The sequence below is a fragment of the Paraburkholderia sp. RL17-337-BIB-A genome (assembly GCF_046025895.1).
Taxonomy (GTDB): domain Bacteria; phylum Pseudomonadota; class Gammaproteobacteria; order Burkholderiales; family Burkholderiaceae; genus Paraburkholderia; species Paraburkholderia fungorum_C.
On the sequence record NZ_JARESY010000001.1, the window covers coordinates 2,609,291 to 2,632,461 of the forward strand.

The window sequence follows — 23,171 nt, forward strand, 5'->3', positions numbered from 1 at the left end:
CGCGCTCAGGCCTCAGGCATCGCATCCCCCTGCACCGCCCTTCTCGGTCACCCGCTATTCCATACTTTTTGTTTCGAAATAAGCGACCTGGACTGATCTTATCAAACCTTTAGGTGAAGCCTACAGTTCGATCAACACCTCTGGTTTGCATATCCGTCAGCGAATTCGTCAGCCAACCCATTCGCCCAACACAGACATTCAGGAGACATTCATGGCCAAGATGAGAGCCGTCGACGCAGCCGTGCTGGTGCTCGAAAAAGAAGGCATCAACACCGCATTCGGCGTTCCGGGCGCAGCAATCAACCCGTTCTATTCGGCCATGCGCAAGGCAGGCAGCATCAGCCACGTGCTGGCGCGTCACGTCGAAGGCGCGTCGCACATGGCCGAAGGCTATACGCGCGCCCAGCCCGGCAACATCGGCGTGTGTATCGGCACCTCGGGCCCCGCGGGCACCGACATGATCACCGGTTTGTACTCCGCTCAGGCCGACTCGATTCCTATTCTGGCTATCACCGGCCAGGCACCGCGTGCGCGTCTGTACAAGGAAGACTTCCAGGCCGTCGATATCGAATCGATCGCCAAGCCCGTCACCAAATGGGCCGTCACCGTGCGTGAACCGGCCTTGGTGCCGCGCGTGTTCCAGCAGGCATTTCATCTGATGCGCTCGGGCCGTCCGGGTCCGGTGCTGGTCGACCTGCCGATCGACGTGCAGCTCGCCGAAATCGAATTCGACATCGACACGTACGAACCGCTGCCGGTCTACAAGCCGAAAGCGACGCGCAAACAGATCGAAGCCGCGCTCACGATGTTGAACAACTCGGACAAGCCGCTGATCGTCTCGGGTGGCGGCGTGCTGAACGCAGCCGCTGAAGACCTGCTGGTCGAATTCGCCGAAACGATCGGCGTGCCGGTGATCCCGACACTGATGTCGTGGGGCGCGATTCCCGACGACCATCCGCTGATGGCCGGCATGGTCGGCTTGCAAACCTCGCACCGCTACGGCAACGCGACGATGCTCGCCTCCGACTTCGTGCTCGGCATCGGCAACCGTTGGGCGAATCGTCACACGGGCAGCATCGAGGTTTATACGAAGGGCCGCAAGTTCGTTCATGTGGACATCGAGCCGACGCAAATCGGTCGCGTATTCGGGCCGGACCTCGGCATCGTGTCGGACGCGAAAGCCGCGCTCGAACTGTTCGTTGAAGTGGCGAAGGAATGGAGGGCCGCCGGCAAGCTGAAGGACCGCAGCGCGTGGGTCGCCGATTGCCAGCAGCGCAAGCGGACGATGCATCGCAAGACGCATTTCGACAACGTGCCGATGAAGCCGCAGCGCGTCTACGAAGAGATGAACCAGGTGTTCGGCCGCGATACGTGCTACGTCAGCACGATCGGTTTGTCGCAGATCGCCGGCGCGCAATTCCTGCACGTCTACAAGGCGCGCAACTGGATCAACTGCGGCCAGGCAGGCCCCCTCGGCTGGACGATTCCGGCAGCGCTCGGCGTGCGTGCAGCAGACCCGCAACGTCCGATCGTCGCGCTCTCGGGCGACTACGACTTCCAGTTCATGATCGAAGAGCTGGCAGCCGGCGCGCAATTCAAGCTGCCGTACGTGCACGTGGTGGTGAACAACTCGTACCTCGGCTTGATCCGCCAGGCACAACGCGCGTTCGACATGGACTTCTGCGTGCAACTCGGCTTTGAGAACATCAATTCGCCGGAAACGAACGGCTACGGCGTGGACCACGTGGCGGTTGCCGAAGGCCTGGGTTGCAAGGCGATCCGCGTGTTCAAGCCGGAAGAACTGAAACCGGCGCTGCTGAAAGCGCAATCGATGCTCTCCGAATTCAACGTGCCGGTGATCGTCGAAGTGATCCTCGAACGTGTGACCAACATTTCGATGGGCACCGAGATCGACGCGATCAACGAGTTCGAAGAACTGGCCGAGAAGCGCGCCGACGCACCGACGGCAATCAGCATGCTCGACTGAGCGTCCTGACGCTTCGATCCGCGCGTTGACCTGCGGGTCGAGCCGCGGGTCGACCTGACAAGCATCACATGAGCGCGGCCCAGCATCACAGCGCCGCCTCATGACGTTATTCCACTGACCGACCAGCGAGAAAAAAGCACCATGCCGAAATTTGCAGCGAATCTCACCATGCTGTTCAACGAAGTCCCGTTCCTCGACCGCTTTGCGGCGGCAGCGGACGCGGGCTTCAACGCCGTCGAATTCCTGTTTCCGTATCCGTATCAGATCGCAGAATTGAGCGAACGTCTGCAGCAGAACCGTTTGAAGCTCGTGTTGCACAACCTGCCCGCGGGCAACTGGGAAGCGGGCGAACGCGGTATCGCCTGCCTGCCGGATCGCGTGGGCGAGTTTCAGGAAGGCGTCGGCCGCGCGATCGAATATGCAAAGGCCTTAAAGGTGCCACAACTGAACTGCCTCGTCGGCATTCCGACGGCGGGCGTCGATGCGGATAAGGCTCGCTCGACGATCGTCGACAACCTGCGCTTCGCCGCGGGCGAACTGAAGAAAGCCGGCATCAAGCTGCTGGTCGAGCCGTGCAATTCGTACGACATCCCAGGCTTTGCGCTGAACCGTTCGAGCGAAGGCCTCGACGTGATTCGCGCAGTGGGTTCGGACAATCTGTTCCTGCAATACGACATCTATCACATGCAACGGATGGAGGGCGAACTCGCGGCAACGATCAAAAAGAACCTGCCGGAGATCGCGCACATCCAGCTCGCCGACAACCCGGGCCGTAACGAACCGGGCACCGGCGAAATCAACTACCCGTTCCTGTTCGACCTGCTCGATTCGCTCGGCTACGAAGGCTATGTCGGTTGCGAATACAAACCGCGCACGACCACGGCCGCCGGCCTCGTCTGGGTGCAGAGCGTGGCCGGGCAAACCCGCGGCGCGGCCCACGCCGCGGCCTGATCGACACACCGCGCGACGCACCAGGCGACGCGCGGATCACATCAGGCGCACTACGCCCCGAAGCACGTCCCCCTGGGACCTCAAACAACACTGGAGATTTAGACACATGGCAAAGATCGGTTTTATCGGCCTCGGCATCATGGGCGCGCATATGGCGCGCAACCTCATTAAAGGCGGCCACACGCTGTTCGTGAATGGCGCGTACCCGGTGCCGGAAGATCTAAGCAAAAGCGCGAGCGTCGTCGCCAATTCGACCGCTGTCGCACAAGCTGCGGACATCGTCATCATCATGGTGCCGGACACGCCTGACGTCGCCAACGTGCTGTTCGCCGACGACGGCGTCGCCGCCGGTCTCGCGCAAGGCAAGCTGGTGATCGACATGAGCTCGATCTCGCCGCTCGACACGCAAGCCTTCGCGAAGAAAATCAACGCGCTCGGCGCCGACTACCTCGATGCGCCGGTGTCGGGCGGCGAAGTCGGCGCGCGTGAAGCATCGCTGACGATCATGGTCGGCGGTCCGGAAAAAGCGTTCGCCACGGCCAGGCCGCTGTTCGAACTGATGGGCAAGAACATCTCGCTGATCGGCGACAACGGCGCGGGTCAAACCTGCAAGGTCGCGAACCAGATCATCGTCGCGCTGAACATCGAAGCAGTTGCCGAAGCGTTGCTGTTCGCTTCGCGCTCGGGTGCCGATCCGGAACGTGTGCGCAAAGCCTTGATGGGCGGCTTCGCTTCGTCGCGGATTCTCGAAGTGCACGGCGAGCGCATGACCAGGCGCAAATTCGATCCGGGCTTTCGCATCGAACTGCACCAGAAGGATCTGAACCTCGCACTGGACGGCGCGCGCAAACTCGGCATCGCCCTGCCGCATACGGCGAGCGCACAACAACTGTTCAGCGTGTGCGCAGCGAACGGCGGCAAGGCATGGGATCATTCGGCGATGGTTCGCGCGCTGGAAATCATGGCGAATTACGAAGTCGCGCAAGCGCCGGGCAGCGAAGCCAAGGCGGCCTGAACCATCCGGTAGTGGACGGTAGTGTAGTCACACAGGTTGTCATGATCGTTGCAACGTCATCGTCATGGCAATCGCAGGTGGGGCGCTCTTTGCGTCGTGCGATATACACGGCGCAGAGGGCAAATCGTGCCGCTCTGGGCTGAGAGCGGCAAGTGGGGTCCGCAGCGGCACCCGGCGGCGCCGGGGAAGCCTTGGTCGGTCAGACGTCGTCGTCGGGTGTCCGGCTGTCGGATTTCAACTTATGCGTTTTCCGCCAATCTCTCGCAGCGGCTGCATCATGCATGTCGCCTGCTCGCACCTCTCTTTGCAGGTCTGCGCGCACGTCTGCTCGCAAGTCCGCTTGCATTTGCTTGCAACTCCGCGCCCGCGGCACGACCTTTTTTGACACATCAGTCTGCGCTTTCTCCTACACTCGTTGAGTCTGGTTGTGGGTGTATCAGCGTTCAAGTGCGGCTTGCCGATCGTGGCCAGCATGTCCTCTGCTTCATTCGCCCGACTTTCGCGCGATTCCCCAACCAGTGTGCAACCCGTAAGCGGAATGTGCTTGCGCCAGTAACCCATCTGCAAAGGATTCAGAATGAGCATCTTTGGTGACATCGTAAATAAGCTCTTCGGCAAAGCGAAGCCCGACCAGCCGGCGCCCGCGGTTGAGCCGACACCGGATCCGGCAGCGGCGCAAGCTGCTGCACCGGCGGCTACACCGGCACCCGCGCCGCTGGCCGACGTCGACGTCGCTGTCGTCATGGACCAGTTCGTGAGTGAGAGCGGGCAAACGTTGAACTGGCGCACGTCGATCGTCGACACGCTGAAAGCGCTCGGCGTCGACAGCAGCCTCGAGCATCGCAAGCAGCTCGCCAAGGAGCTGAAGTACAGTGGCGACACGAACGATTCGGCAAGCATGAACATCTGGCTGCACAAACAGGTGATGCAAGCGCTGGCGGCAAACGGCGGGAAGTTGCCTCCGGATCTGGCGGCCTAACGGCTTGCCGGCGTCGCCCGGTTGCGGCGATAGCGATAAACCTTAAGCTGAAAACGACAACGCGGCGCTCGGGTCGATGACCTGGGCGCCGCGTTGTCATTTCAGCTTCATGGGCAGGACACGGTTCTGACTTTGAACCGGGCCGTCCGCGCTAAATCAATCAGTACGTATCGAAGGTCTTCTGCAACGCAACCGGCCCCGTGCCGCCCGCGGCCAATGCGAGCATCAGTAGCACCCGCGCCTTGTACGGATTCAGCGAGCCCGCGCTGACGAAACCGAGCGCATCGTCCGCGGCCGCGCCGTTACGCATCACGTGGCCTGAGCCTACGCGTGAGGAACGCACCACCGCCACACCTTGCGAGGCCGCATCGGCCAATGCCTGTTGCATGGAGGCGTGAATCGAGCCATTGCCCGTACCCGCCACCACGATACCGCGCACGCCCGCTGCCACCAACGCATCAACGGCGATCCGCGTGACGCCTGCATAGCTCGCGACGATCTCCACATGCGGCCACTTCGCGCCGATCACGAATTCCGCGGCGCGCGTATGCGGGCGCATCACGCTGCGCTGGAATTCGACGCGGCCGTCCTGCACCCATCCAAGCGCGCCGATCTCCGGCGACTGGAACGCGTCGACGGCATACGTGCTCGTCTTGACCACGTCGCGTGCGCTGTGAATTTTGTTGTTGAAGGCCACCAGCACGCCCTGCCCGCGCGCCCCCGCGTTCGCCGCAACCGTCACGGCATTCAGCAGATTCAATGGGCCATCCGCGGAGAGCGCCGATGCCGGGCGCATTGCCGCGGTCAGCACGACCGGCTTGTCCGACTTGATCGTCAGATGCAGCAGCCAGGCGGTTTCTTCGAGTGTATCGGTGCCATGCGTGACCACCACGCCGTCGACATCATCTTCGGCCAGCAGCGTATTGATACGTTGCGCGAGCGTGGTCCATAGCGCCATTGCCATGTCTTTGCTGTCGACGCTGGCAATCTGTTCGGCCGCGATCCGCGCCACCGTGGACAGAGCCGGCACCACGGCCAGCAATTGATCGACGCCGACCACACCGGCCTGGTAGCCGGACGTGTTGGTGGCGTCCGCGGCCGCCCCGGCGATCGTGCCGCCGGTTGCCAGCACGGCGATGCGCGGCAGTTGGGGCGTAGCGCCTTCAACGGAAGGCGTCGCGCAAGAGGAAGTCAGAGTATTCATGGCGGCGATTGTAAGCGATGCGCCACGCGCCGCCTCAAACCGCCTCGCGCAACTGCGCCGCGATTTCCGCTTCGTTCAACTGCGGCGCGAACATTTCAATCAGCCGGTACGCGTACGCACGCAGGAACGCGCCCTTGCGCAAGCCGACCCGCGTCGTGCTCGCCTCGAACAGATGCTGCGTATCGAGCGCGACCAGTTCCGTATCGCGCTTCGGATCGTAGGCCATGGCGGCGACCACGCCGATGCCCATGCCGAGTTCGACGTAAGTCTTGATCACGTCGGCATCGATGGCGGTCAACACGACGTCGGGCAAGGCGCCTGCTTTCGCGAACGCCTGGTCGATATGCGAGCGGCCCGTGAAGTCCTGGTCGTACGTGACGATCGGGAATTCGGCGATCTCGTCGAGCGTCAGATTCTCGCGGCCCACCAGCGGATGGTCCTTCGGCACCACCACGACGTGGTGCCACGAATAGCACGGGAACGTGACGATATCCGGGAAGCGGTCGAGCGCTTCGGTCGAAATGCCGATATCCGCTTCGCCGTTGATGATCATCTGCGCGATCTGTTGCGGGCTGCCCTGGCGCAGCGCCAGATGCACCTTCGGGAACACCTCGGTGAATTGACGAATCACCTTCGGCAGCGCGTAACGCGCCTGCGTGTGCGTCGTCGCCACCACGAGGTGGCCGCTGTCCTGATCCGCGTATTGACGCGCGACGCGGCGCAGATTCTCCGCATCGAGCAGCATCCGCTCGATCAACTGATGCACCGCCTTGCCCGGCTCGGTAAGACCCGTCAGACGCTTGCCGCGTCGAATGAAAATGTCGACGCCGAGTTCGTCTTCCAGATCCTTGATCTGTTTCGATACGCCCGACTGCGACGTGTACAACACGTTCGCCACCTCAGTCAGATTCATGTTCTGACGCACGGCCTCGCGCACAAAGCGCAATTGCTGGAAATTCATCTGTATGTCTCCGGTTAGGCCAGAGTTAATTTATTAGAGTTCGATTCAAACGCCGAGTGTTGTTGCGCTGCTTATGGCGTCGCTTGTAGCGCCGCTCATTGCTACATTTATTGCGCGGGAAATACGCGCAATGCTCGCGGCACGGCAGTGACACCATCGCCGATTGCCAGTTGCAGATCGCGCCACGATTCACGATCGAGTTCCGCCTCGAGCACATTGCCCTCACGGCCCGCCAGTTCCACACGCACCGAGCCGCCGAGCGTCACCACACGCCGCACGTCGACCACAATGCCCTCGCGGTGGCCCGATGCTTGCGGGTACAACTGCAGATCGTGCGGACGTACATAGGCGAAGGCCGGCCCCGTGAAGTCGGCCTTGATCGCGACCGGCAGCGCCGCGCCGTCGACCACGAAGCCGCTCGCATCCACGTTGCCATGCAGACGGTTCGCCGCGCCGAGAAACTCGTAGACGAACGAAGTTTGCGGATGGTCGTACACGTCCTGCGGACTGCCCACCTGTTCCACATGTCCGCGATTCAACACGACGATCCGGTCGGCCACTTCAAGCGCTTCTTCCTGGTCGTGCGTGACGAAAATCGTCGAGATATGCAGGTCGTCATGCAAACGACGCAGCCAGCTGCGCAATTCCTTACGCACCTTCGCATCCAGCGCGCCGAACGGTTCGTCGAGCAACAACACCTTGGGTTCGACAGCCAGGGCGCGCGCCAGCGCAATCCGCTGCCGCTGGCCGCCCGACAGTTCCGACGGATAGCGTTGCGCAAGCCAGTCGAGTTGCACGAGCTTCAGCAGTTCATGCACCTTCTCGCGGATCACCGCTTCCGAAGGCCGCTCCTTGCGCGGCTTCACGCGCAAACCGAACGCGACGTTCTCAAACACCGTCATGTGACGGAACAGCGCGTAATGCTGGAACACGAAGCCGACTTCACGTTCACGCGCGCCCACCGTCGCGACGTCCTGGCCTTGCAGCACGACCTGGCCGCCGTCCGCGTATTCGAGTCCGGCGATCACACGCAGCAAGGTGGTCTTGCCACAACCCGATGGCCCGAGCAGCGCAACCAGTTCGCCCGGCGGAAAGTCGAGCGAAACGTTATCGAGCGCGACGAAATCGCCGAAGCGCTTTTGCAGGTTACGAACGGTGATACCCATTACAGCTCTCCTTGCTTGAGCGGGTGCTTGACTGCATTCATCGACACATGCGGTGCGTTGACAGACTGTGAAGCGGACGGTGAGGCGGACGCCGACGTGACAGGCCCGGCATACGCGGGCACATCGCGCGCGGCCGACAGTTCCGCCGACATATGGCGCTCGGCGAGCAGCTTCAGACCGAGCGTGACGAGTGCAAGCAAGGCCAGCACCGACGCCACGGCGAACGCCGCCGAGAAGTTGTATTCGTTATAGAGAATTTCGACGTGCAGCGGCATCGTGTCGGTCTGGCCGCGAATGTGACCGGACACCACCGACACCGCGCCGAACTCGCCCATTGCCCGTGCGTTACACAGAATCACGCCGTACAGCAGGCCCCATTTGACGTTGGGCAGCGTAACGCGGCGGAAGATCTGCCAGCCCGAAGCGCCGAGCACGTGCGCGGCTTCTTCTTCGTCGTTGCCCTGCGCCTGCATCAGCGGAATCAGTTCACGCGCGACGAACGGGAACGTGACGAAGATCGTCGCCAGCACGATGCCCGGCACCGCGAAAATGATCTGCACGTTATGGTCTAGCAACCACGGACCGAACCAGCCTTGCGCGCCGAACATCAGCACGTAGAGCAAACCGGAGATCACCGGCGAGACCGAGAACGGCAGATCGATCAACGTGGTCAGCAATGCCTTGCCGCGGAATTCGAACTTGGCGATACACCATGACGCCGCAAGGCCGAACACCAGATTCAGCGGCACGGCGATCGCCGCAGTGATCACGGTGAGCTTGATGGCCGACAACGCGTCCGGATCGGCCAGCGATTCCAGATAAAAGCCGACGCCCTTGGCGAGTGCCTGATAGAACACCGCGACGAGCGGCACGACGAGGAACAGCGCGAGAAACAGCAACGCGACGCCGGTCAGAACCCAGCGCACGATGGGCGGCTCGGTGACCGGATCGGGGCGGCGCGCGACATTGAGCGGCGCACGTGGCGCTACGGCGACCGCGCCAGTCGCGGCGTTCTTGACGGAATCGCGGCTCATTGCGCACCTCCGCCGACACCGATCGCCGCCACACTCGCGGCGGCCGGCGCGGGACCTGCTCCACCACGGCTCGTGCGACGCTGCAGATACCACTGCAGCGTATTGATCAACAACAGCATCAGGAACGACACCACCAGCATCACGACCGCGATGGCCGTGGCGCCGGCATAGTCGTATTGCTCCAGCTTGGTGATGATCAGCAGCGACGTGATTTCCGATTTCATCGGCACGTTACCGGCGATGAAAATCACCGAGCCGTATTCGCCGAGCGCCCGCGCGAACGCCAGCGCGAAGCCGGTCAGTAAGGCCGGGAATACCGCCGGCAACACCACGCGGCGAAACGTCAGCCAGCGCGACGCGCCGAGGCACGCCGCGGCTTCTTCCTGTTCACGTTCGAACTCTTCGAGCACCGGCTGCACGGTCCGCACGACGAACGGCAAACCAATGAAGGTCAGCGCGATCAGCACACCAGCCGGCGTAAACGCGATCTTGATGCCGAGCGGTTCGAGGAACTGCCCGATCCAGCCGTTGCCCGCATACACGGCCGCGAGCGAAATGCCGGCCACGGAGGTCGGCAAAGCAAACGGCAGATCGACCACCGCGTCGACGATGCGCTTGAACGGAAACGTATAGCGCACCAGCACCCACGCGACCAGAAAGCCGAACACCGCGTTGATCAGCGCGCCGCCGAGGGCCGAGAAAAACGTGAGGCGATACGACGCGAGCACGCGCGGCGAACTCACCGCGCGCACGAACTGAGGCCAGTCGAGCGTCGCGGTCTTGAGAAAGGCCGCCGCAAGCGGAATCAGCACCACGAGGCTCAGATAAGCCACCGTGATGCCGAGTGTCAGGCCAAAACCGGGCAACGCGCTCGGTTTTCGGAAAGTCAACGTCGTCATGCTGAGTACTCTTCAGGGTTGAGGCCGGCGGCTCTTTTTTCGGCCGCCTGGCTCGCCAAAAAGCGCGCCCCGGGGGGCGCGCTTCGTGGCGGGGTGATACCTTGCGCGCCGAACGGCGCGGATCCAGCTGTCTATTGCTATCCGCGGCTAAGCGCGGCTTACTGCGGCGAGTAGATCGAATCGAACACGCCGCCGTCGGCAAAGTGCGTCTTCTGCGCGTTCGCCCAGCCGCCGAACGAATCGTCAATCGTGTACAGCTTCAGCTTCGGAAACTTGGCCGTCAGCTCAGCCGGTACCTTGTTCGAACGCGGACGGTAGAAGTTCCGCGCGGCGATTTCCTGACCCTGCTCGCTGTACAGGAAGTTCAGATACGCTTCGGCCACCTTGCGCGTGCCGTGCCTGTCGACCACCTTGTCCACCACCGCAACCGGCGGCTCGGCCAGAATACTCACCGACGGCACGACGATTTCAAACTTGTCCGGACCAAATTCCTTCAGCGAGAGGAACGCTTCGTTTTCCCACGCAATCAACACGTCGCCGATACCGCGTTGCACGAAGCTGGTGGTCGCGCCACGCGCGCCCGAATCCAGCACGCCGGCGTTCTTGTAGAGCTTGCCGACGAAGTCCTTGGCCTTCTGGTCGTTGCCGCCCGGCAGATGTTCAGCATAGGCCCATGCGGCCAGGTAGTTCCAGCGCGCGCCGCCCGAGGTCTTCGGATTCGGCGTGACGATCGACACACCCGGCTTGATCAGATCGTCCCAGTCCTTGATGTGCTTCGGGTTGCCCTTGCGCACCAGAAACACAATTGTCGACGTGTACGGCGAGGCGTTATCCGGCAAGCGCTTTTGCCAGCCCTTGTCGACCAGACCCTTGCTAGCCAATGCGTCGATGTCGTAGGCGAGCGCCAGCGTCACCACGTCCGCCTGCAGACCGTCCAGCACCGAGCGGGCTTGCGCGCCCGAGCCGCCGTGCGACTGCTTGAAGGTGATCGTCTCGCCGGTCTTCGCCTTCCATTCCTTGCCGAATGCCTGGTTGACGTCCTGATACAGTTCGCGCGTCGGGTCGTACGACACGTTCAGCAGCGTCGTGTCGGCTGCATGTGCCTGCGCCATGACGCCGAGCGCCGCTGCCGCGCCGAATGCGAGCGCCGCGATGAGTTTTTTGGTCTTGCCTGCCAGCCCCGTGCCTTGATGATTCATTGCCAACTTTCTCCGCGTGGTGGTCCGCTGAAACAGCGTGTGGTGTTGTTTTGCGTCGCGGTCACGTGCACATGAGCGCCAACTCGGAGCCCAGTCTATCGAAGGGCTTTCATCATTAAAAATAATGTTTCCTCATTCTTTAATACGCAAAAGTGGTAATGACGGCTGGATAAGGCGTTGCGGCACGAAAACGGCTGTTTAGACGTCGGAATCCGACGCTCGAACGCCACCCTGCGTCACGAACTTAAAGTAAAGCTTGAATTGCGCGGAATACTGTATAAAAATACAGTCACCTGTTCATCCATACAGTAGCCCCATGACCAAACTCACCGCACGACAGCAGCAGGTTTTCGATCTGGTCCGCCGGGCCATCGAACGCACCGGCTTTCCGCCCACCCGCGCGGAGATCGCCGCAGAGCTGGGTTTCAGCTCGGCCAATTCGGCAGAAGAACATTTGCGGGCGCTGGCTCGCAAGGGTGTGATCGAACTCGCGGCCGGCGCATCGCGCGGCATTCGCCTGCTAACGGGCGCGGAAGATTCGCCGTACCAGTTCACGCTGCCGCACGCCAGCATCATGCAACTGTCGTTGCCGCTGATCGGCCGCGTGGCCGCGGGTAGCCCGATCCTCGCGCAGGAACATATCTCGCAGCACTACGCGTGCGACCCGGCGCTGTTCTCGAGCAAGCCGGACTACCTGCTGAAGGTGCGCGGACTGTCCATGCGCGACGCGGGCATCTTCGACGGTGACTTGCTCGCGGTGCAGAAAAAAACCGAAGCCAAAGACGGCCAGATCATCATCGCGCGCCTTGGCGACGACGTGACGGTCAAGCGGTTGAAGCGTCGGCCGAACGGTATCGAGCTGATTGCCGAGAACCCCGATTACGACAACATCTTCGTTGAAACCGGCAGTGCGGAATTCGCGCTCGAAGGTATCGCCGTCGGGCTGATCCGTCCGGGCGAGTTCTAACCACTCGCTCCTGCGCCGCCCCGAAGCTGGCTCAAAAGCTGCCTGAGGGCTGCCTCAAAGCGGCCCCCAGCCGCCCTTGCCACCCTCGAAACTGCCTCAAAGCTGCCCGAACGCTGCCCCAACGTTGAATCGCCTGGAGAGACTCATGGAACGCCTTGCCCGCCTGCTGCCTTTTCGCCAGTTCGGTCGTTTGCGCCATTTGCGCAAGCTGGTGCCCTGCTCACTGATCGAGCCGTCCTCGGCCAGTGCTCCGTCGCTGTTCGACGCGCCCGCCAGCGGATCGAGCTTGCCGTCCTCGTTGCCTGCATTTGCTCGCGTGTCGTTGAATTCAGGGCTGAATACGGCTGAACCGGCGCGTCGCGCGCCGGTACGGGTCTATCACGGGCCGTCGCGGCTGATCATGGTCGGCACGGTCGACGCCGTATGCCGCATGATCGATCGCTGTATCGCCGACGAGGCCAATGTGCACGGCGCGGTGTTCGAGGCATGAGCAGCACTGGGCGAGCCCTCCGCTCCAATGCCGTTGTGCGGCGCGCGGATATGCAGCTATGCGGCGCGAAGTTTTTTCGGCTGCCGTACCGCCTCCACAGCACATCGTCTGGGATCGTTTTCGCGTGGCCGCGGTCCACGTTAGATCACACCTGACGGAGAATCCCACTCGATGGCAGTTTCAACACGCACCAGACGCAGCGCAACCCGGCCTCTAATCGTCACATTGATTGTGATTGCGGTGATCGCCGCATTGGGGTTCGGTTACGCGTCGCCCTACATGGCGCTGAATAACCTCAAACGCGCGGCGGATGCGCGTGATGCGCAAACCGTCAATGAATACGTCGACTTCCCCGCCTTGCGCGAGAGCCTGAAACAGCAGGTCACCGGCTTGTTATCGCGGCGGCTCGACGCGCATGGCAGCGGCAATCCGTTGGCCGCCATTGGCGCAATGATCGGCGTGGCCTTGATCGGTCCACTGGTCGATGCTTATGCAACACCCGACGGCGTTGCGGCTTTGCTGAACGGCATACCGCCGCGCGGCGATCCGGGCGAGCGGCCGCCGGCGCCGCCTGCCGCTGGAAATTCGCCGGACGCCGCGGTGCCTGCATCGGTGCCTGCAGCCCCCGCCGCGGGCAATGGTGTAAACAGTGCGGCCAATAGCGGCCATAGCGGCGAGAACAGTGCAACGCCACCGCAACCGCCGCAGACAACCGCGGGCTATCGCAGCCTGAACGAGTTCGTCGTCACCTATCAACATGGTGCTGGCGATGCGCGTTATTCAGCGATCTTTCGGCGCGAAGGATTGTTCACGTGGAAGCTCAACGCGGTCAACCTGAACGAGTGATCGTTTGGCGAGCGCTATTGCTTGAGCGAATCACCGTTTGGCCGAACGGTCGCCCCTAGACGAGCGAACGTTCAGCGCCCTGGCACCAGGTGGTCACATCGCCAATTCAGTCCATGTGGCCCGTCGAGTCCAGCGCACGCCCTCCGCCCCGACCTGCGTCAGGCAGCCGCCGCTTGCTGCTGTTCCTGCGCGGAAGAACACGCCACCAGAATGCTGCACGAGACCCGGTCAAGCAGCGGCGTATTGCCTGCGCCCATCCACCATCGTGACAGACCGGTGCGGCAACGGTGGCCGACCACCACGAGATCGACATGCAATTCGTTGGCAAGGTTGGCGATCTCGTCGATTGGATGGCCGAACGCAAAATGCCCTTGCGCGGTCACGCCGCGTTCGGTGAGCCAGTCCACCCCTTCCTGCAAAATGTCGCGGGCTGTTTTTTCGAAGCTTCCGCACGCCACGTCGGTCAGCAGGCCCGCGCTTTGCGCAATGCTCGAGCGCATGTCGACCACCGACAACAAGTGCGTTTCCGCCTTCAGATCCAACGCCAGGTCAGCGCCGCAACGTAACGCTTTGCGGCCTTCGCGCGAGCCGTCGTAGCACAACAGGATTTTCTGGTAGCTCGCCATGATTTCTCTCCCATCCCGCGAGGGGCGCGGTCTGAATCAATCATGGTGCGCCGCAATTCAGGTTGCAAGGGATGGAAAACGCTAACTGCGCCCGAAACAGGTGCGCGCTACGTCGTGGGCCAGTCTGGGCCGGGTTTGAATCATCGATGGACCTATTGTCGCAGCGCAAGAAACGCCAGTCCGCGCAGCCGGCGGCGGTCAACACTGCGCTGCCGATGCCATAGAATGGGCGGCCTCAGGGCCCCAGGGGTCCTGGCGGCGTTAGCGGCCATTTGCGTGTTTTCCGGAGCCTCGATCGATCCATGTCTGAAGCGGCCATTGAATTCCACCAGGTTAGAAAAAGCTACGGCGAAAAGACGGTCGTCGACGGACTGTCGTTTCATGTGAACGCCGGCGAATGTTTCGGCCTGCTCGGTCCGAACGGCGCAGGCAAGACCACGACGTTGCGCATGCTGCTCGGCATCGCCGCACCAGATGCCGGCACGATCCGCTTGTGCGGCGAGCCGATTCCCGGCCGCGCGCGCGTGGCGCGAGCGCGGGTCGGCGTGGTACCGCAGTTCGACAATCTCGATCCTGATTTCACGGTCCGCGAAAACCTGCTGGTGTTCGGCCGCTACTTCGGCATGAGCGCCGCGCAGTGCCGCGCGATGGTGCCTTCGCTGCTCGAATTCGCGCGCCTCGAGAACAAGGCGGACGCGCGCGTGAGCGAACTGTCGGGCGGCATGAAGCGGCGCCTCACGCTGGCTCGCGCGCTCGTCAACGACCCTGACGTGCTGATCATGGACGAGCCGACCACCGGCCTCGATCCGCAGGCGCGCCATCTGATCTGGGAGCGGCTGCGCTCTCTGCTCGCACGCGGCAAGACCATTCTGCTGACCACGCACTTCATGGAGGAGGCCGAACGGCTGTGCCACCGCCTCTGCGTGATCGAGGAAGGACGCAAGATCGCCGAAGGTGCGCCGAGCGAGTTGATCGCATCCGAGATCGGTTGCGATGTGATCGAAATCTTCGGACCCGACCCGGTCGCGTTGCGTGATGAACTCGCGCCGCTTGTCGAGCGCACCGAGATCAGCGGCGAGACGCTGTTCTGCTATGTGAACGATGCCCAGCCGGTGCACGCCCGGCTCAAACAACGCGCCGATCTGCGCTATCTGCATCGCCCGGCGAATCTGGAAGATGTATTCCTGCGTCTGACCGGGCGCGAGATGCAGGATTGATGCGAATCGACAACGGCTCAACTCGCATCCCTCTACAGCTATAACGACACGGCAGAGAGACACACAATGGACGCACGCACTTACGACACCCACGGCGAGACACCGTTGAAGCAGGAAACCTTTGCCGCCTTCCCTGCCAACGCCGTCAACTGGATTGCGGTGTGGCGCCGCAACTATCTGGTCTGGAAGAAGCTCGCGATTGCTTCGATGTTCGGCAATCTCGCCGATCCAATGATCTATCTGTTCGGCTTGGGCTTCGGGCTGGGTCTGATGGTCGGACACGTCGACGGCGTGTCGTATATCGCATTTCTGGCGGCGGGCACGGTGGCATCGAGCGTGATGATGTCGGCCAGTTTCGAGTCGATGTATTCGGGCTTTTCGCGCATGCACGTACAGCGCACGTGGGAGGCGATCATGCATACGCCGCTGACGCTCGGCGACATCGTGCTCGGCGAGGTCATCTGGGCGGGTAGCAAGTCGATGCTATCGGGCGCGGCGATCATGCTGGTCGCGGGCGCCCTCGGCTATGCGAGTTTTCCGTCGATGCTGCTGGCGTTGCCGGTGATCGTGCTGACGGGGCTCGCGTTTGCCAGTATCGCGATGGTGGTGACGGCGCTGGCTCCGTCGTATGATTTTTTTATGTTTTACCAGACGCTGGTGTTGACGCCGATGTTGTTGCTGTCAGGGGTGTTCTTTCCTGTTTCGCAGTTGCCCGTTGCGGCGCGGATCGTGACTGAGTTTTTGCCTTTGGCGCATGCTGTAGATCTGATTCGGCCGGCTATGCTTGGGCGGCCGGTCGTGGGGGTTGTTTTGCACGTGGGCGTGCTGGTGGTCTATGTTGTGGGTGGGTTTGTTGTTTCGGCGGTTTTGTTTCGGCGCAGGATGATGAATTAAGTTTTTTTTGCCTTCGGCGAGTTTTTTTGGTTGGTTGCCTGCGGTGTGGTTATTGGCTGTTTGCCTACGGTGTTGGGCTTTCCTTGATCTGGTTGCCGGCGCGGTGCTTATTGGCTGTTGATCTACGGTTTTGGTCTTTCCTTGATCTGTTTGCCCGTGCAGCGCTTTGTGTCTGTGCGCCTATGGTGTTGGCCTTTCCTTGAATTGATATTGGTCTATTAGCGTTGCCCCTGTGCGGGGCGGCACTTACTTTCTTTGCCGCCGCAAAGAAAGATAAGCAAAGAAAGCGGCTCACACCGCCAGCTCATAAGCGGGTCCCCCGCACAGTTGCGGTAGTGGTGCATCTGGAATCCGTGTTCTCGCACATTCAGCATTAGTGACCAGGCCGTCATCAGCTCCCACTCCGCACTGCGTGCGTCGCGGATGGGTCTGCATGGGAAATCAGGGGCTTCGTTCACGCGCGGTGGGAGCCGTCGGCTTCGCCTCGGCCAAGCGCCCACATATCCGAGAAATGCGCTCCGCAACCAAAAAGAAGCGCGAATACACTGGCCAAATGAAACGCCGGGGCATTGTGTTTGTAGTGGCAATCGTAGCTGCGGTTTCTGTGCCCTTACTGTCCTTACTGTGTCAGTGACGATCCAACAGCGAGCCGTGGTGCCAAGCAGAACGCGAGCGCGAGCACGCAGCGATCGGTGTTGTGAAATGCTCTTCGGCGCGCGCAGCGCCGCCGGAAGTATGACGCCTGTGTCACTTACGCGGAGTGCGCGAGAACACCGATTCCAGATGCACCACTACCGCGACTGTGCGGGGGCCCCGCTTAAGAATTTGCGGTGTGAGCCGCTTTCTTTGCTTATCTTTCTTTGCGGCGGCAAAGAAAGTAAGTGCCGCCCCGCACAGGGGCAACGCTAATAGACCACCAACAAATCAAGGAACGGCCAAAGAGCCAGTTGAATGAAAGACCAACGCCGTAGGCAAACAACCAATAACCACAGCACCGGCAACCAGATCAAGCAAAGCCCAACGCCCCAGCCATACAGACACAAAGCGCCGCGTAGCCAATCAGCTTAAGAAAACCCCACCGCCGCAGGCAAACAACCAACAGGCGCCCCGCGCAACTCAATCCTCATCATCCGTCCAGGGAATATCCACATCGGAAATAAAAGCCACCGTTGCAAACGGCCCCCCATCCTGACGCCCGATCTTCCCATCAGCCCGCTGCCATTCAACCCTGAACACCGTGCCAGGATCATCAGCAATCAACCGCACAGTCCGAACCTCGTCCGGATCCGCTTCCTCGACAGGACCGTCCAGCGAAACCTGCAATTCCTGCGGCCACAGCCCGTCGGTGGGATCGTAAATCTTGTCGCCGTCCGGAATCAGCGTGAAGGCCTCCACGCCGATCGTCGCCGACGCGTCGACGATCATCTTGCCCAACGCGCGTAGCAACGCAGTCGCCCGCGCCGAGTTGGCCTGGCGAATTGCAAGATCCCCGCGCGTCAGCGCCTGCTCAAGTTTTGGGTTGGTTTTTTGTTGCGCCATTCGATGTCCTGAGTCCTATCGCTCTGTTGTGGACGGCACGCCCATTCATCGCGTACCGCTCTCCATTTTTCGGGCTGAATCCTACCACTGGTGTGAGCCACAGCGGCACAAGCCGCGCAGCAGAGGCCGACCAGCCCGCCCCGTCCCCACAGTTTAGGTCGTGATTCACGCTCCGGCAGGGAGATTTGCCTTTCAATGCGTCTCGCCACGCCTTCGCGCAGCCTTCGGCGCCGCAGCATCCGTGGCCTGCGCGCCGCCGATCTCCCCGATCAGCGGGTCGCGGAAAGCCTTCACCGACGGCGGCAGTTCCCCTCCGGCCATCGTCTGCACCTGAATGCTGCGCTGACGCATTTGCTGATGCGTTAGCGGTATCGCGACGAAGCCGTCGTCAAGCTAGCGGTCGCGTACCGACAGCAGCCCCGTAAAACATGACCGCCCCCAAATTTCTGAGCATAGCGGTACATCGCGCCGCTATCGTTGCAGATGAGATCGGGCTCGATCAGCACGCCTCGAGCGCGCAGGTAATGTCGATCAGCAGACGAATCGTCGTGCCAAGGTCCGGCCGCACCAGCGAATAGCGCCGCAGACGAGCCGCGCGATCTGCCAGCTGACCGCCGAAACGGCCACATGGAGCCTCGCGAACGGTTTCGCGGTCAATACAACATCGGCGTGACGGTGTTCGGCGGCTTTGCGCCCTTCGCGATCACCTGGCTGATCGAGGCAACCGGCAATAAACTCGCACCCGGTTTATCCGATGTTCTGCGTGGTGGCGAGCTTACTGGCGCTCTTTGCGGTGCGCTCGAAGCGGAAGATTCGCTGAGCAAGTTTGAGGTTGGCGATCCTCGCGAAACGCGATCAGCGCAGGTCGGTGTTGACGAGCCTCGCGAAGCGGATCAACCCAGTTTGGTGATGAACCTCGCGAAGCGGATCAGCGCAGTTTGGTATTGATGAACCGCGCGAAGCGGATCAGCGCAGTTTGGTATTGATGAACCGCGCGAAGCGGATCAGCGCAGCTTGGTATTGATGAACCGCGCGAAGCGGATCAACCCAGTTTGGTATTGATGAACCTCGCGGAGCGGATCACCTCATGCTCGTGTCCCGGCAACGAAGCCGGGACACCACCCGGTCAAACTCGTGCCGACTCAAGGCGCCGGATTCGGCTGCAATTCGTGCAGCTTGTCGATCTCCGCGAGCACTTCCGGCGAGAGTTTCACCTCGGCACTGGCGATGTTTTCCTTCAGTTGCTCGAGCGACGTGGCGCCGATCAGATTGCTCGTCAAGAACGGCCGGCTATTGACGAAGGCCAGCGCGAATTGCGCGGGCGACAAGCCGTGACGCTTCGCCAGTTCCACATAACGCGTGGTTGCCTGAACCGCTTGCGGCTTGCTGTAGCGCTGAAAGCGCTCGAACAGCGAGATGCGGGCGCCTGCCGGGCGTGCGCCGCCTTCATACTTGCCCGACAGCCAGCCGAAAGCCAGCGGCGAATACGCAAGCAGGCCGATATTGTCGTGATGCGCGTACTCGGACAGTCCCACTTCGTAGGTACGGTTCAACAGGCTATACGGATTCTGGATGCTGACGATGCGCGGCAAGCCGAGTTTTTCCGCCGCGCGCAGAAACTGCGCGACACCCCACGGCGTTTCGTTCGACACGCCAATATGCCGGATCTTGCCTTCCTTGACGAACTCGGCGAGCACCGACAGCGTTTCTTCGATCGGCACCGTGTACGCGTCGTCGACCCACGGATAGGCGGGACGGCCGAACGTCATCGTGCTGCGATCCGGCCAGTGCAACTGATACAGATCGACGTAGTCCGTTTGCAGGCGCTTGAGGCTATCGTTCAGCGCTTCGGTCAGGTTCTTGCGGTCGAACTGGTTGCCCTCGCCGCGAATATGACGCGGATTGTGCGGTTGGCGCGCCGGGCCGGCGATCTTGGTAGCAAGCACGATTTTCTCGCGCGCGCTGCGGTGCTGCGCGATCCACGTGCCGATGTAACGCTCGGTCGAGCCTTGCGTTTCGGCTCGCGGCGGCACCGGGTACATTTCCGCGGTGTCGATCAGATTGACGCCGTGGTCGAGCGCGTAGTCGATCTGTGCGTGCGCTTCCTGCTCGGTATTCTGCTCGCCCCACGTCATGGTGCCGAGACCGATCAGGCTAACCTGCACATTCGAGTTGCCGAGTCTGCGGTATTCCATCGAACTTGTCCTGTTGAATATGTGAACGTAAAGCGCGTGACGTTACCATGCCCGCGCGATGCCTGCAGCGCAGCTAAAATGTTGTTCCCGCAGGCGCGCCGCACTTCGCCGCCTTACCGATTTTTTCCGTCGACCCATCTGCGATGAATCCCGAACACCTCGAACTGCTGGTCACACGCGTGATGCCTTACGGAAAATACAAAGGCCGGCTGATCGCGGACCTGCCGGGTCACTATCTGAACTGGTTTGCGAGCCAGGGCTTTCCGCCGGGCGAAATCGGCCGTCTGCTGGCGTTGATGCACGAGATCGATCACAACGGTTTGTCGTCGCTGATCGAACCCTTGCGCAAACGCTGAGGCAAGCGCCGAGCGCGGCACCTTCGGCGCACGCCAGCCGAGCATGACGGCGAGCACGCCCAGAATGAAGCACGCCGCAGCGCCCAATGGAGATTTTGCGCGGACAAAAAAGCACCCGCTTTGCGCCGGTTATTCCACGTGACGAAGCCCGCCGCGCCCGCTTTCGCTGGGCAGGCAGCCCACCGAGGTGAGATGCGCAACGAGGCGGCTGACCGCCTGCTCAAGCGGCATCCGATCGGTTTCGATCGTGACATCCGGCTCCAGCGGCACATCGAAGGGCCCGGAAACACCGGTGAAATGGGGAATCTCACCACGCCGCGCCCGCGCGTACAGGCCTTTGACATCGCGCGCTTCGCACACCGCCAGCGGCGCATTCACGAACACTTCGACGAAACCAACGCCCACGATCTCCCGCGCCATGCGCCGATGCTGATGCTCGGGCGAGATCACCGCGGCAATCGCGATGAAGCCCTGTTGCATGAACAGCGCCGCGACATGCGCGATCCGCCGCAAATTCTCGGCGCGGTCTTCGCGCGTGAAGCCGAGACCGGCGGTCAGGCCGCGCCGCAGGACGTCGCCGTCGAGCACGATCGAGGCATGCCCCGCTTCTTTCAGACGCTGGTGCAACGCGCCGGCCAAGGTCGATTTACCGGCGCCGGACAAGCCGGTCATCCAGATGACAGCTCCACGGGTCGCGCTCATGACTTGCGCTCCGTGCCGGTAGCTGCTGTATCGGCTGTATCGGCTGTGTTGGTCGTGTTGGTCGTGTTGGCCGCATTGCCCGCATCAGCATCTACAAGCGGCGCCTGCTCGTGTGCACCGGAGCTGTCAGCAACCGCCAGCTCCGGTCCGAGGCCATCGAGCAATGGTTGCAGCAACGCGGGCTGCGGCTGCCAGCGCTGCACCGACGTCTTGTAGAGCGGACGGCGCACCTGCGCCGCGCTTGCCGTACTCACCCGCCGCACGGTCTGATGAAACGACAAACAGCGCTCGTCCCACTCGAGTCCGCAATGCGCGAGCAAGCGCCGGACATTGCCTTCGAAGTCTTCGACCAGTTCCTCGTATTTGATTTCGATCATCGTGCCCTCGGGTAACACCTGCTGCCAATGTGCCATCAACGCGTCGTACGCGCGATAGTAGCGGCCGAGTTCACCCAGATCGTAGCTGAACGGCACGTCGTGAAAAATTCGCGAAAAAATCGACAGGCAGGTTTGTAGCGGCGAGCGGCTGCTATGAACGAAGCGTGCATTCGGCAACGCCAGATGAATCAGCCCGACATTGACGAAGTTGAACGGGTATTTGTCGGTGAAACGCCTATAGCCCGGTGTGGCGGCTCGCAGTTCCGGCAGCGCCGTGTGCATCCGGCGCAAATAGTCGGTGCCGAGCGGGCGCAATTGCGTGGCGCTCAAGTTCTGCAACGCTTCGATATCGATGCGCAACGGATCGCCCGCATCGCGTCCGATGCAATTCACCAACGCCTGGCCGAACTCCGTGCACTCACCTGCGCCGAAAACCTGCGGATGACTCGCGAGGATCTGCTCGATCAGGGTCGAACCGGAGCGCGGCATCCCGATGATAAAAATCGGCGCCGCCGACGGATCGCCCAGACCGCGCTTCGCTGCCAGCACCTCCGAATTCAGGAATTCCGGCAAACGCGCGAACAGGCCAAGCGACGCGGCTTCGTCATAATGCACACCGGTGCGGTGCAACGCATTGGCTTTCAGGAAATGATCGAACGACGCATCGTTGCGCCCCACATCGGAGAGTGCCTGAGCATACGCGAAGTGAATCTCCGCCTGATTGGCGGGTGCGAACGAAGCGGCAGCGCCCACGAGCCGCTCGAGCGCGGCGAACACCGGATCGTCGGCGCCAAGGCGTTTGGACTGCACGAAATTGCGGTAGTACAACGGCACCTGCGGGGCGGCCTCGATCGCACGGCGATAGGCCTCGTGCGACTCGTCGAACCGGCCGAGTGCCTGCAGACAGTTGGCCATGTTGTTGTGCGAGCCGTCGGCGCCCGGCTTCAGCCGGACTGCTTCGCGATAGGCCTCTACCGCCTGCTCGAGCCGGTGCATCTGCTCGAACGCCCAGCCGAGGCCGTGATGCAAATCGGCGTTGCGCGGATCGAATGCGATCGCTTCGTGATAGCGGATCACGGCTTCGGGAAAGCGGTTCAGCGTGGCGAGCGTCGCGGCGACACGCTCAAGGTTGATGACATTGGCGGGATCGAGCGCGCGGGCTGTTTCGAAACATTGGAGTGCAGCTTGCAGTTCGCCGCTAGCGGCGCGGGCGTCGCCTTGGCCGCGCCATTCTGATGCGATTGCCGACTGTGTATCGTGCTTCATTAACGGCCAGGTTTTTGCAGGCTTGGCATCGAGCGGCCCGGCAAGGGGAAGTGCGTTCTTCTTCGTCCAGCCGCCGCGCAAGCGTGCGACTGGGTTCAAAGGCAAATTGTCTGACGCGAAAGTATCAGGCGCGCCATACAGTTACGTTTCGAAAATTTAACGAACTGTTACACAACGATGGATCCGTCAGGGTTCGAAAGACTGCCGCAACGCGCGGCCCCCATGGCATTCGATTGCCGAGCGCATGTCATCGAAGCGCGCGGGCGCAGCCGCGTCGTAATGTGCGGACACAAATGCTGCT

General features: G+C 61.8%; 22 protein-coding genes and 1 pseudogene. 11 read left to right on the forward strand and 12 right to left on the reverse strand.

Annotated elements, in window-relative coordinates:
- The first annotated feature begins 211 nt into the window (after positions 1–211).
- The 4 genes from gcl to P0D84_RS11740 all read left to right on the forward strand — a co-directional run bounded on the left by gcl (position 212) and on the right by P0D84_RS11740 (position 4,932).
- On the forward strand, positions 212–1,987 hold the full coding sequence (gene gcl, locus P0D84_RS11725; protein ID WP_408336412.1) for a glyoxylate carboligase: 1,776 nt from the start codon (positions 212–214) through the stop codon (positions 1,985–1,987).
- A 141-nt stretch (positions 1,988–2,128) separates the two neighbouring features.
- Entirely contained in the window at positions 2,129–2,938 is an 810-nt protein-coding gene (hyi, locus tag P0D84_RS11730) for a hydroxypyruvate isomerase (protein WP_408336415.1), read from the forward strand.
- A gap of 106 nt (positions 2,939–3,044) precedes the next feature.
- Positions 3,045–3,953: a 2-hydroxy-3-oxopropionate reductase gene (locus P0D84_RS11735; RefSeq protein WP_408336418.1), complete on the forward strand. Its 909-nt coding sequence runs from the start codon at positions 3,045–3,047 to the stop codon at positions 3,951–3,953.
- A gap of 577 nt (positions 3,954–4,530) precedes the next feature.
- On the forward strand, positions 4,531–4,932 hold the full coding sequence (locus P0D84_RS11740) for a DUF3597 domain-containing protein (protein WP_408336421.1): 402 nt from the start codon (positions 4,531–4,533) through the stop codon (positions 4,930–4,932).
- Between the two features lie 160 nt (positions 4,933–5,092).
- Here the strand turns inward: P0D84_RS11740 and P0D84_RS11745 are convergent, their stop codons facing one another.
- The 6 genes from P0D84_RS11745 to P0D84_RS11770 form a co-directional block, all read right to left on the reverse strand.
- Positions 5,093–6,136: an asparaginase gene (locus tag P0D84_RS11745; RefSeq protein ID WP_408336424.1), complete on the reverse strand. Its 1,044-nt coding sequence runs from the start codon at positions 6,134–6,136 to the stop codon at positions 5,093–5,095.
- A 34-nt stretch (positions 6,137–6,170) separates the two neighbouring features.
- Positions 6,171–7,097, reverse strand: a complete 927-nt coding sequence (locus P0D84_RS11750) for a CysB family HTH-type transcriptional regulator (RefSeq protein WP_408336427.1) — start codon at positions 7,095–7,097, stop codon at positions 6,171–6,173.
- A 107-nt stretch (positions 7,098–7,204) separates the two neighbouring features.
- Complete coding sequence (locus P0D84_RS11755) at positions 7,205–8,263, reverse strand: sulfate/molybdate ABC transporter ATP-binding protein (RefSeq protein WP_408336430.1); 1,059 nt, start codon at positions 8,261–8,263, stop codon at positions 7,205–7,207.
- On the reverse strand, positions 8,263–9,297 hold the full coding sequence (cysW, locus tag P0D84_RS11760; RefSeq protein WP_408336433.1) for a sulfate ABC transporter permease subunit CysW: 1,035 nt from the start codon (positions 9,295–9,297) through the stop codon (positions 8,263–8,265). Before cysW ends, P0D84_RS11755 begins: the two co-directional genes overlap by 1 nt.
- Entirely contained in the window at positions 9,294–10,196 is a 903-nt protein-coding gene (gene cysT / locus P0D84_RS11765; RefSeq protein WP_323043680.1) for a sulfate ABC transporter permease subunit CysT, read from the reverse strand. Before cysT ends, cysW begins: the two co-directional genes overlap by 4 nt.
- A gap of 158 nt (positions 10,197–10,354) precedes the next feature.
- Positions 10,355–11,395 carry a sulfate ABC transporter substrate-binding protein gene (locus P0D84_RS11770; RefSeq protein WP_408336436.1) on the reverse strand — a complete coding sequence of 347 codons (1,041 nt, stop codon included), beginning with the start codon at positions 11,393–11,395 and terminating at the stop codon, positions 10,355–10,357.
- Positions 11,396–11,711: 316 nt separating this feature from the next.
- Here P0D84_RS11770 and lexA point away from each other — a divergent pair, with 316 nt between their 5' ends.
- The 3 genes from lexA (at position 11,712) to P0D84_RS11785 (ending at position 13,698) form a co-directional block, all read left to right on the forward strand.
- Positions 11,712–12,362: a transcriptional repressor LexA gene (gene lexA / locus P0D84_RS11775; protein WP_408336439.1), complete on the forward strand. Its 651-nt coding sequence runs from the start codon at positions 11,712–11,714 to the stop codon at positions 12,360–12,362.
- A gap of 145 nt (positions 12,363–12,507) precedes the next feature.
- Entirely contained in the window at positions 12,508–12,852 is a 345-nt protein-coding gene (locus P0D84_RS11780) for a hypothetical protein (protein ID WP_408336442.1), read from the forward strand.
- A 171-nt stretch (positions 12,853–13,023) separates the two neighbouring features.
- Complete coding sequence (locus tag P0D84_RS11785) at positions 13,024–13,698, forward strand: DUF2939 domain-containing protein (protein WP_408336445.1); 675 nt, start codon at positions 13,024–13,026, stop codon at positions 13,696–13,698.
- Positions 13,699–13,856: 158 nt separating this feature from the next.
- Here P0D84_RS11785 and P0D84_RS11790 read toward each other — a convergent pair whose 3' ends face one another.
- Complete coding sequence (locus P0D84_RS11790; RefSeq protein ID WP_054034575.1) at positions 13,857–14,324, reverse strand: universal stress protein; 468 nt, start codon at positions 14,322–14,324, stop codon at positions 13,857–13,859.
- 302 nt (positions 14,325–14,626) lie between these two features.
- Here P0D84_RS11790 and nodI point away from each other — a divergent pair, with 302 nt between their 5' ends.
- Entirely contained in the window at positions 14,627–15,541 is a 915-nt protein-coding gene (nodI, locus tag P0D84_RS11795) for a nodulation factor ABC transporter ATP-binding protein NodI (RefSeq protein WP_408336448.1), read from the forward strand.
- Positions 15,542–15,607: 66 nt separating this feature from the next.
- Positions 15,608–16,435 (forward strand): ABC transporter permease, encoded by an 828-nt coding sequence (locus P0D84_RS11800; RefSeq protein WP_408336451.1) that lies wholly within the window; start codon positions 15,608–15,610, stop codon positions 16,433–16,435.
- 1,116 nt (positions 16,436–17,551) lie between these two features.
- Here P0D84_RS11800 and P0D84_RS11805 read toward each other — a convergent pair.
- Entirely contained in the window at positions 17,552–17,974 is a 423-nt protein-coding gene (locus P0D84_RS11805) for a hypothetical protein (RefSeq protein WP_063496341.1), read from the reverse strand.
- Positions 17,975–18,166: 192 nt separating this feature from the next.
- On the reverse strand, positions 18,167–18,325 hold the full coding sequence (locus P0D84_RS11810; RefSeq protein WP_408336454.1) for a hypothetical protein: 159 nt from the start codon (positions 18,323–18,325) through the stop codon (positions 18,167–18,169).
- Between the two features lie 306 nt (positions 18,326–18,631).
- On the opposite strand from P0D84_RS11810, the pseudogene P0D84_RS11815 reads away from it, so the two are divergent.
- Positions 18,632–18,794 (forward strand): annotated as a pseudogene (locus tag P0D84_RS11815) (MFS transporter); the annotation flags it as partial.
- 322 nt (positions 18,795–19,116) lie between these two features.
- On the opposite strand, the gene P0D84_RS11820 reads toward P0D84_RS11815, so the two are convergent.
- On the reverse strand, positions 19,117–20,169 hold the full coding sequence (locus tag P0D84_RS11820; protein ID WP_408336456.1) for an NADP(H)-dependent aldo-keto reductase: 1,053 nt from the start codon (positions 20,167–20,169) through the stop codon (positions 19,117–19,119).
- 143 nt (positions 20,170–20,312) lie between these two features.
- Here P0D84_RS11820 and P0D84_RS11825 point away from each other — a divergent pair, with 143 nt between their 5' ends.
- Complete coding sequence (locus P0D84_RS11825; protein ID WP_006048800.1) at positions 20,313–20,525, forward strand: DUF3820 family protein; 213 nt, start codon at positions 20,313–20,315, stop codon at positions 20,523–20,525.
- Between the two features lie 129 nt (positions 20,526–20,654).
- Here the strand turns inward: P0D84_RS11825 and cysC are convergent, their stop codons facing one another.
- Positions 20,655–21,227: an adenylyl-sulfate kinase gene (gene cysC, locus P0D84_RS11830; RefSeq protein ID WP_408336459.1), complete on the reverse strand. Its 573-nt coding sequence runs from the start codon at positions 21,225–21,227 to the stop codon at positions 20,655–20,657.
- Complete coding sequence (locus tag P0D84_RS11835) at positions 21,224–22,969, reverse strand: tetratricopeptide repeat-containing sulfotransferase family protein (protein ID WP_408336467.1); 1,746 nt, start codon at positions 22,967–22,969, stop codon at positions 21,224–21,226. The genes cysC and P0D84_RS11835 overlap by 4 nt, the downstream gene beginning before the upstream one ends.
- Positions 22,970–23,171: the final 202 nt, after the last annotated feature.

Excerpts from the sequence above, each read along its gene's own strand:
- gcl (WP_408336412.1), top strand. The coding sequence starts at position 212 with ATGGCCAAGATGAGAGCCGTCGACGCAGCCGTGCTGGTGCTCGAAAAA.
- hyi (WP_408336415.1), top strand. The coding sequence starts at position 2,129 with ATGCCGAAATTTGCAGCGAATCTCACCATGCTGTTCAACGAAGTCCCG.
- P0D84_RS11735 (WP_408336418.1), top strand. The coding sequence starts at position 3,045 with ATGGCAAAGATCGGTTTTATCGGCCTCGGCATCATGGGCGCGCATATG.
- P0D84_RS11740 (WP_408336421.1), top strand. The coding sequence starts at position 4,531 with ATGAGCATCTTTGGTGACATCGTAAATAAGCTCTTCGGCAAAGCGAAG.
- P0D84_RS11745 (WP_408336424.1), bottom strand. The coding sequence starts at position 6,136 with ATGAATACTCTGACTTCCTCTTGCGCGACGCCTTCCGTTGAAGGCGCT.
- P0D84_RS11750 (WP_408336427.1), bottom strand. The coding sequence starts at position 7,097 with ATGAATTTCCAGCAATTGCGCTTTGTGCGCGAGGCCGTGCGTCAGAAC.
- P0D84_RS11755 (WP_408336430.1), bottom strand. The coding sequence starts at position 8,263 with ATGGGTATCACCGTTCGTAACCTGCAAAAGCGCTTCGGCGATTTCGTC.
- cysW (WP_408336433.1), bottom strand. The coding sequence starts at position 9,297 with ATGAGCCGCGATTCCGTCAAGAACGCCGCGACTGGCGCGGTCGCCGTA.
- cysT (WP_323043680.1), bottom strand. The coding sequence starts at position 10,196 with ATGACGACGTTGACTTTCCGAAAACCGAGCGCGTTGCCCGGTTTTGGC.
- P0D84_RS11770 (WP_408336436.1), bottom strand. The coding sequence starts at position 11,395 with ATGAATCATCAAGGCACGGGGCTGGCAGGCAAGACCAAAAAACTCATC.
- lexA (WP_408336439.1), top strand. The coding sequence starts at position 11,712 with ATGACCAAACTCACCGCACGACAGCAGCAGGTTTTCGATCTGGTCCGC.
- P0D84_RS11780 (WP_408336442.1), top strand. The coding sequence starts at position 12,508 with ATGGAACGCCTTGCCCGCCTGCTGCCTTTTCGCCAGTTCGGTCGTTTG.
- P0D84_RS11785 (WP_408336445.1), top strand. The coding sequence starts at position 13,024 with ATGGCAGTTTCAACACGCACCAGACGCAGCGCAACCCGGCCTCTAATC.
- P0D84_RS11790 (WP_054034575.1), bottom strand. The coding sequence starts at position 14,324 with ATGGCGAGCTACCAGAAAATCCTGTTGTGCTACGACGGCTCGCGCGAA.
- nodI (WP_408336448.1), top strand. The coding sequence starts at position 14,627 with ATGTCTGAAGCGGCCATTGAATTCCACCAGGTTAGAAAAAGCTACGGC.
- P0D84_RS11800 (WP_408336451.1), top strand. The coding sequence starts at position 15,608 with ATGGACGCACGCACTTACGACACCCACGGCGAGACACCGTTGAAGCAG.
- P0D84_RS11805 (WP_063496341.1), bottom strand. The coding sequence starts at position 17,974 with ATGGCGCAACAAAAAACCAACCCAAAACTTGAGCAGGCGCTGACGCGC.
- P0D84_RS11810 (WP_408336454.1), bottom strand. The coding sequence starts at position 18,325 with ATGCGTCAGCGCAGCATTCAGGTGCAGACGATGGCCGGAGGGGAACTG.
- P0D84_RS11820 (WP_408336456.1), bottom strand. The coding sequence starts at position 20,169 with ATGGAATACCGCAGACTCGGCAACTCGAATGTGCAGGTTAGCCTGATC.
- P0D84_RS11825 (WP_006048800.1), top strand. The coding sequence starts at position 20,313 with ATGAATCCCGAACACCTCGAACTGCTGGTCACACGCGTGATGCCTTAC.
- cysC (WP_408336459.1), bottom strand. The coding sequence starts at position 21,227 with ATGAGCGCGACCCGTGGAGCTGTCATCTGGATGACCGGCTTGTCCGGC.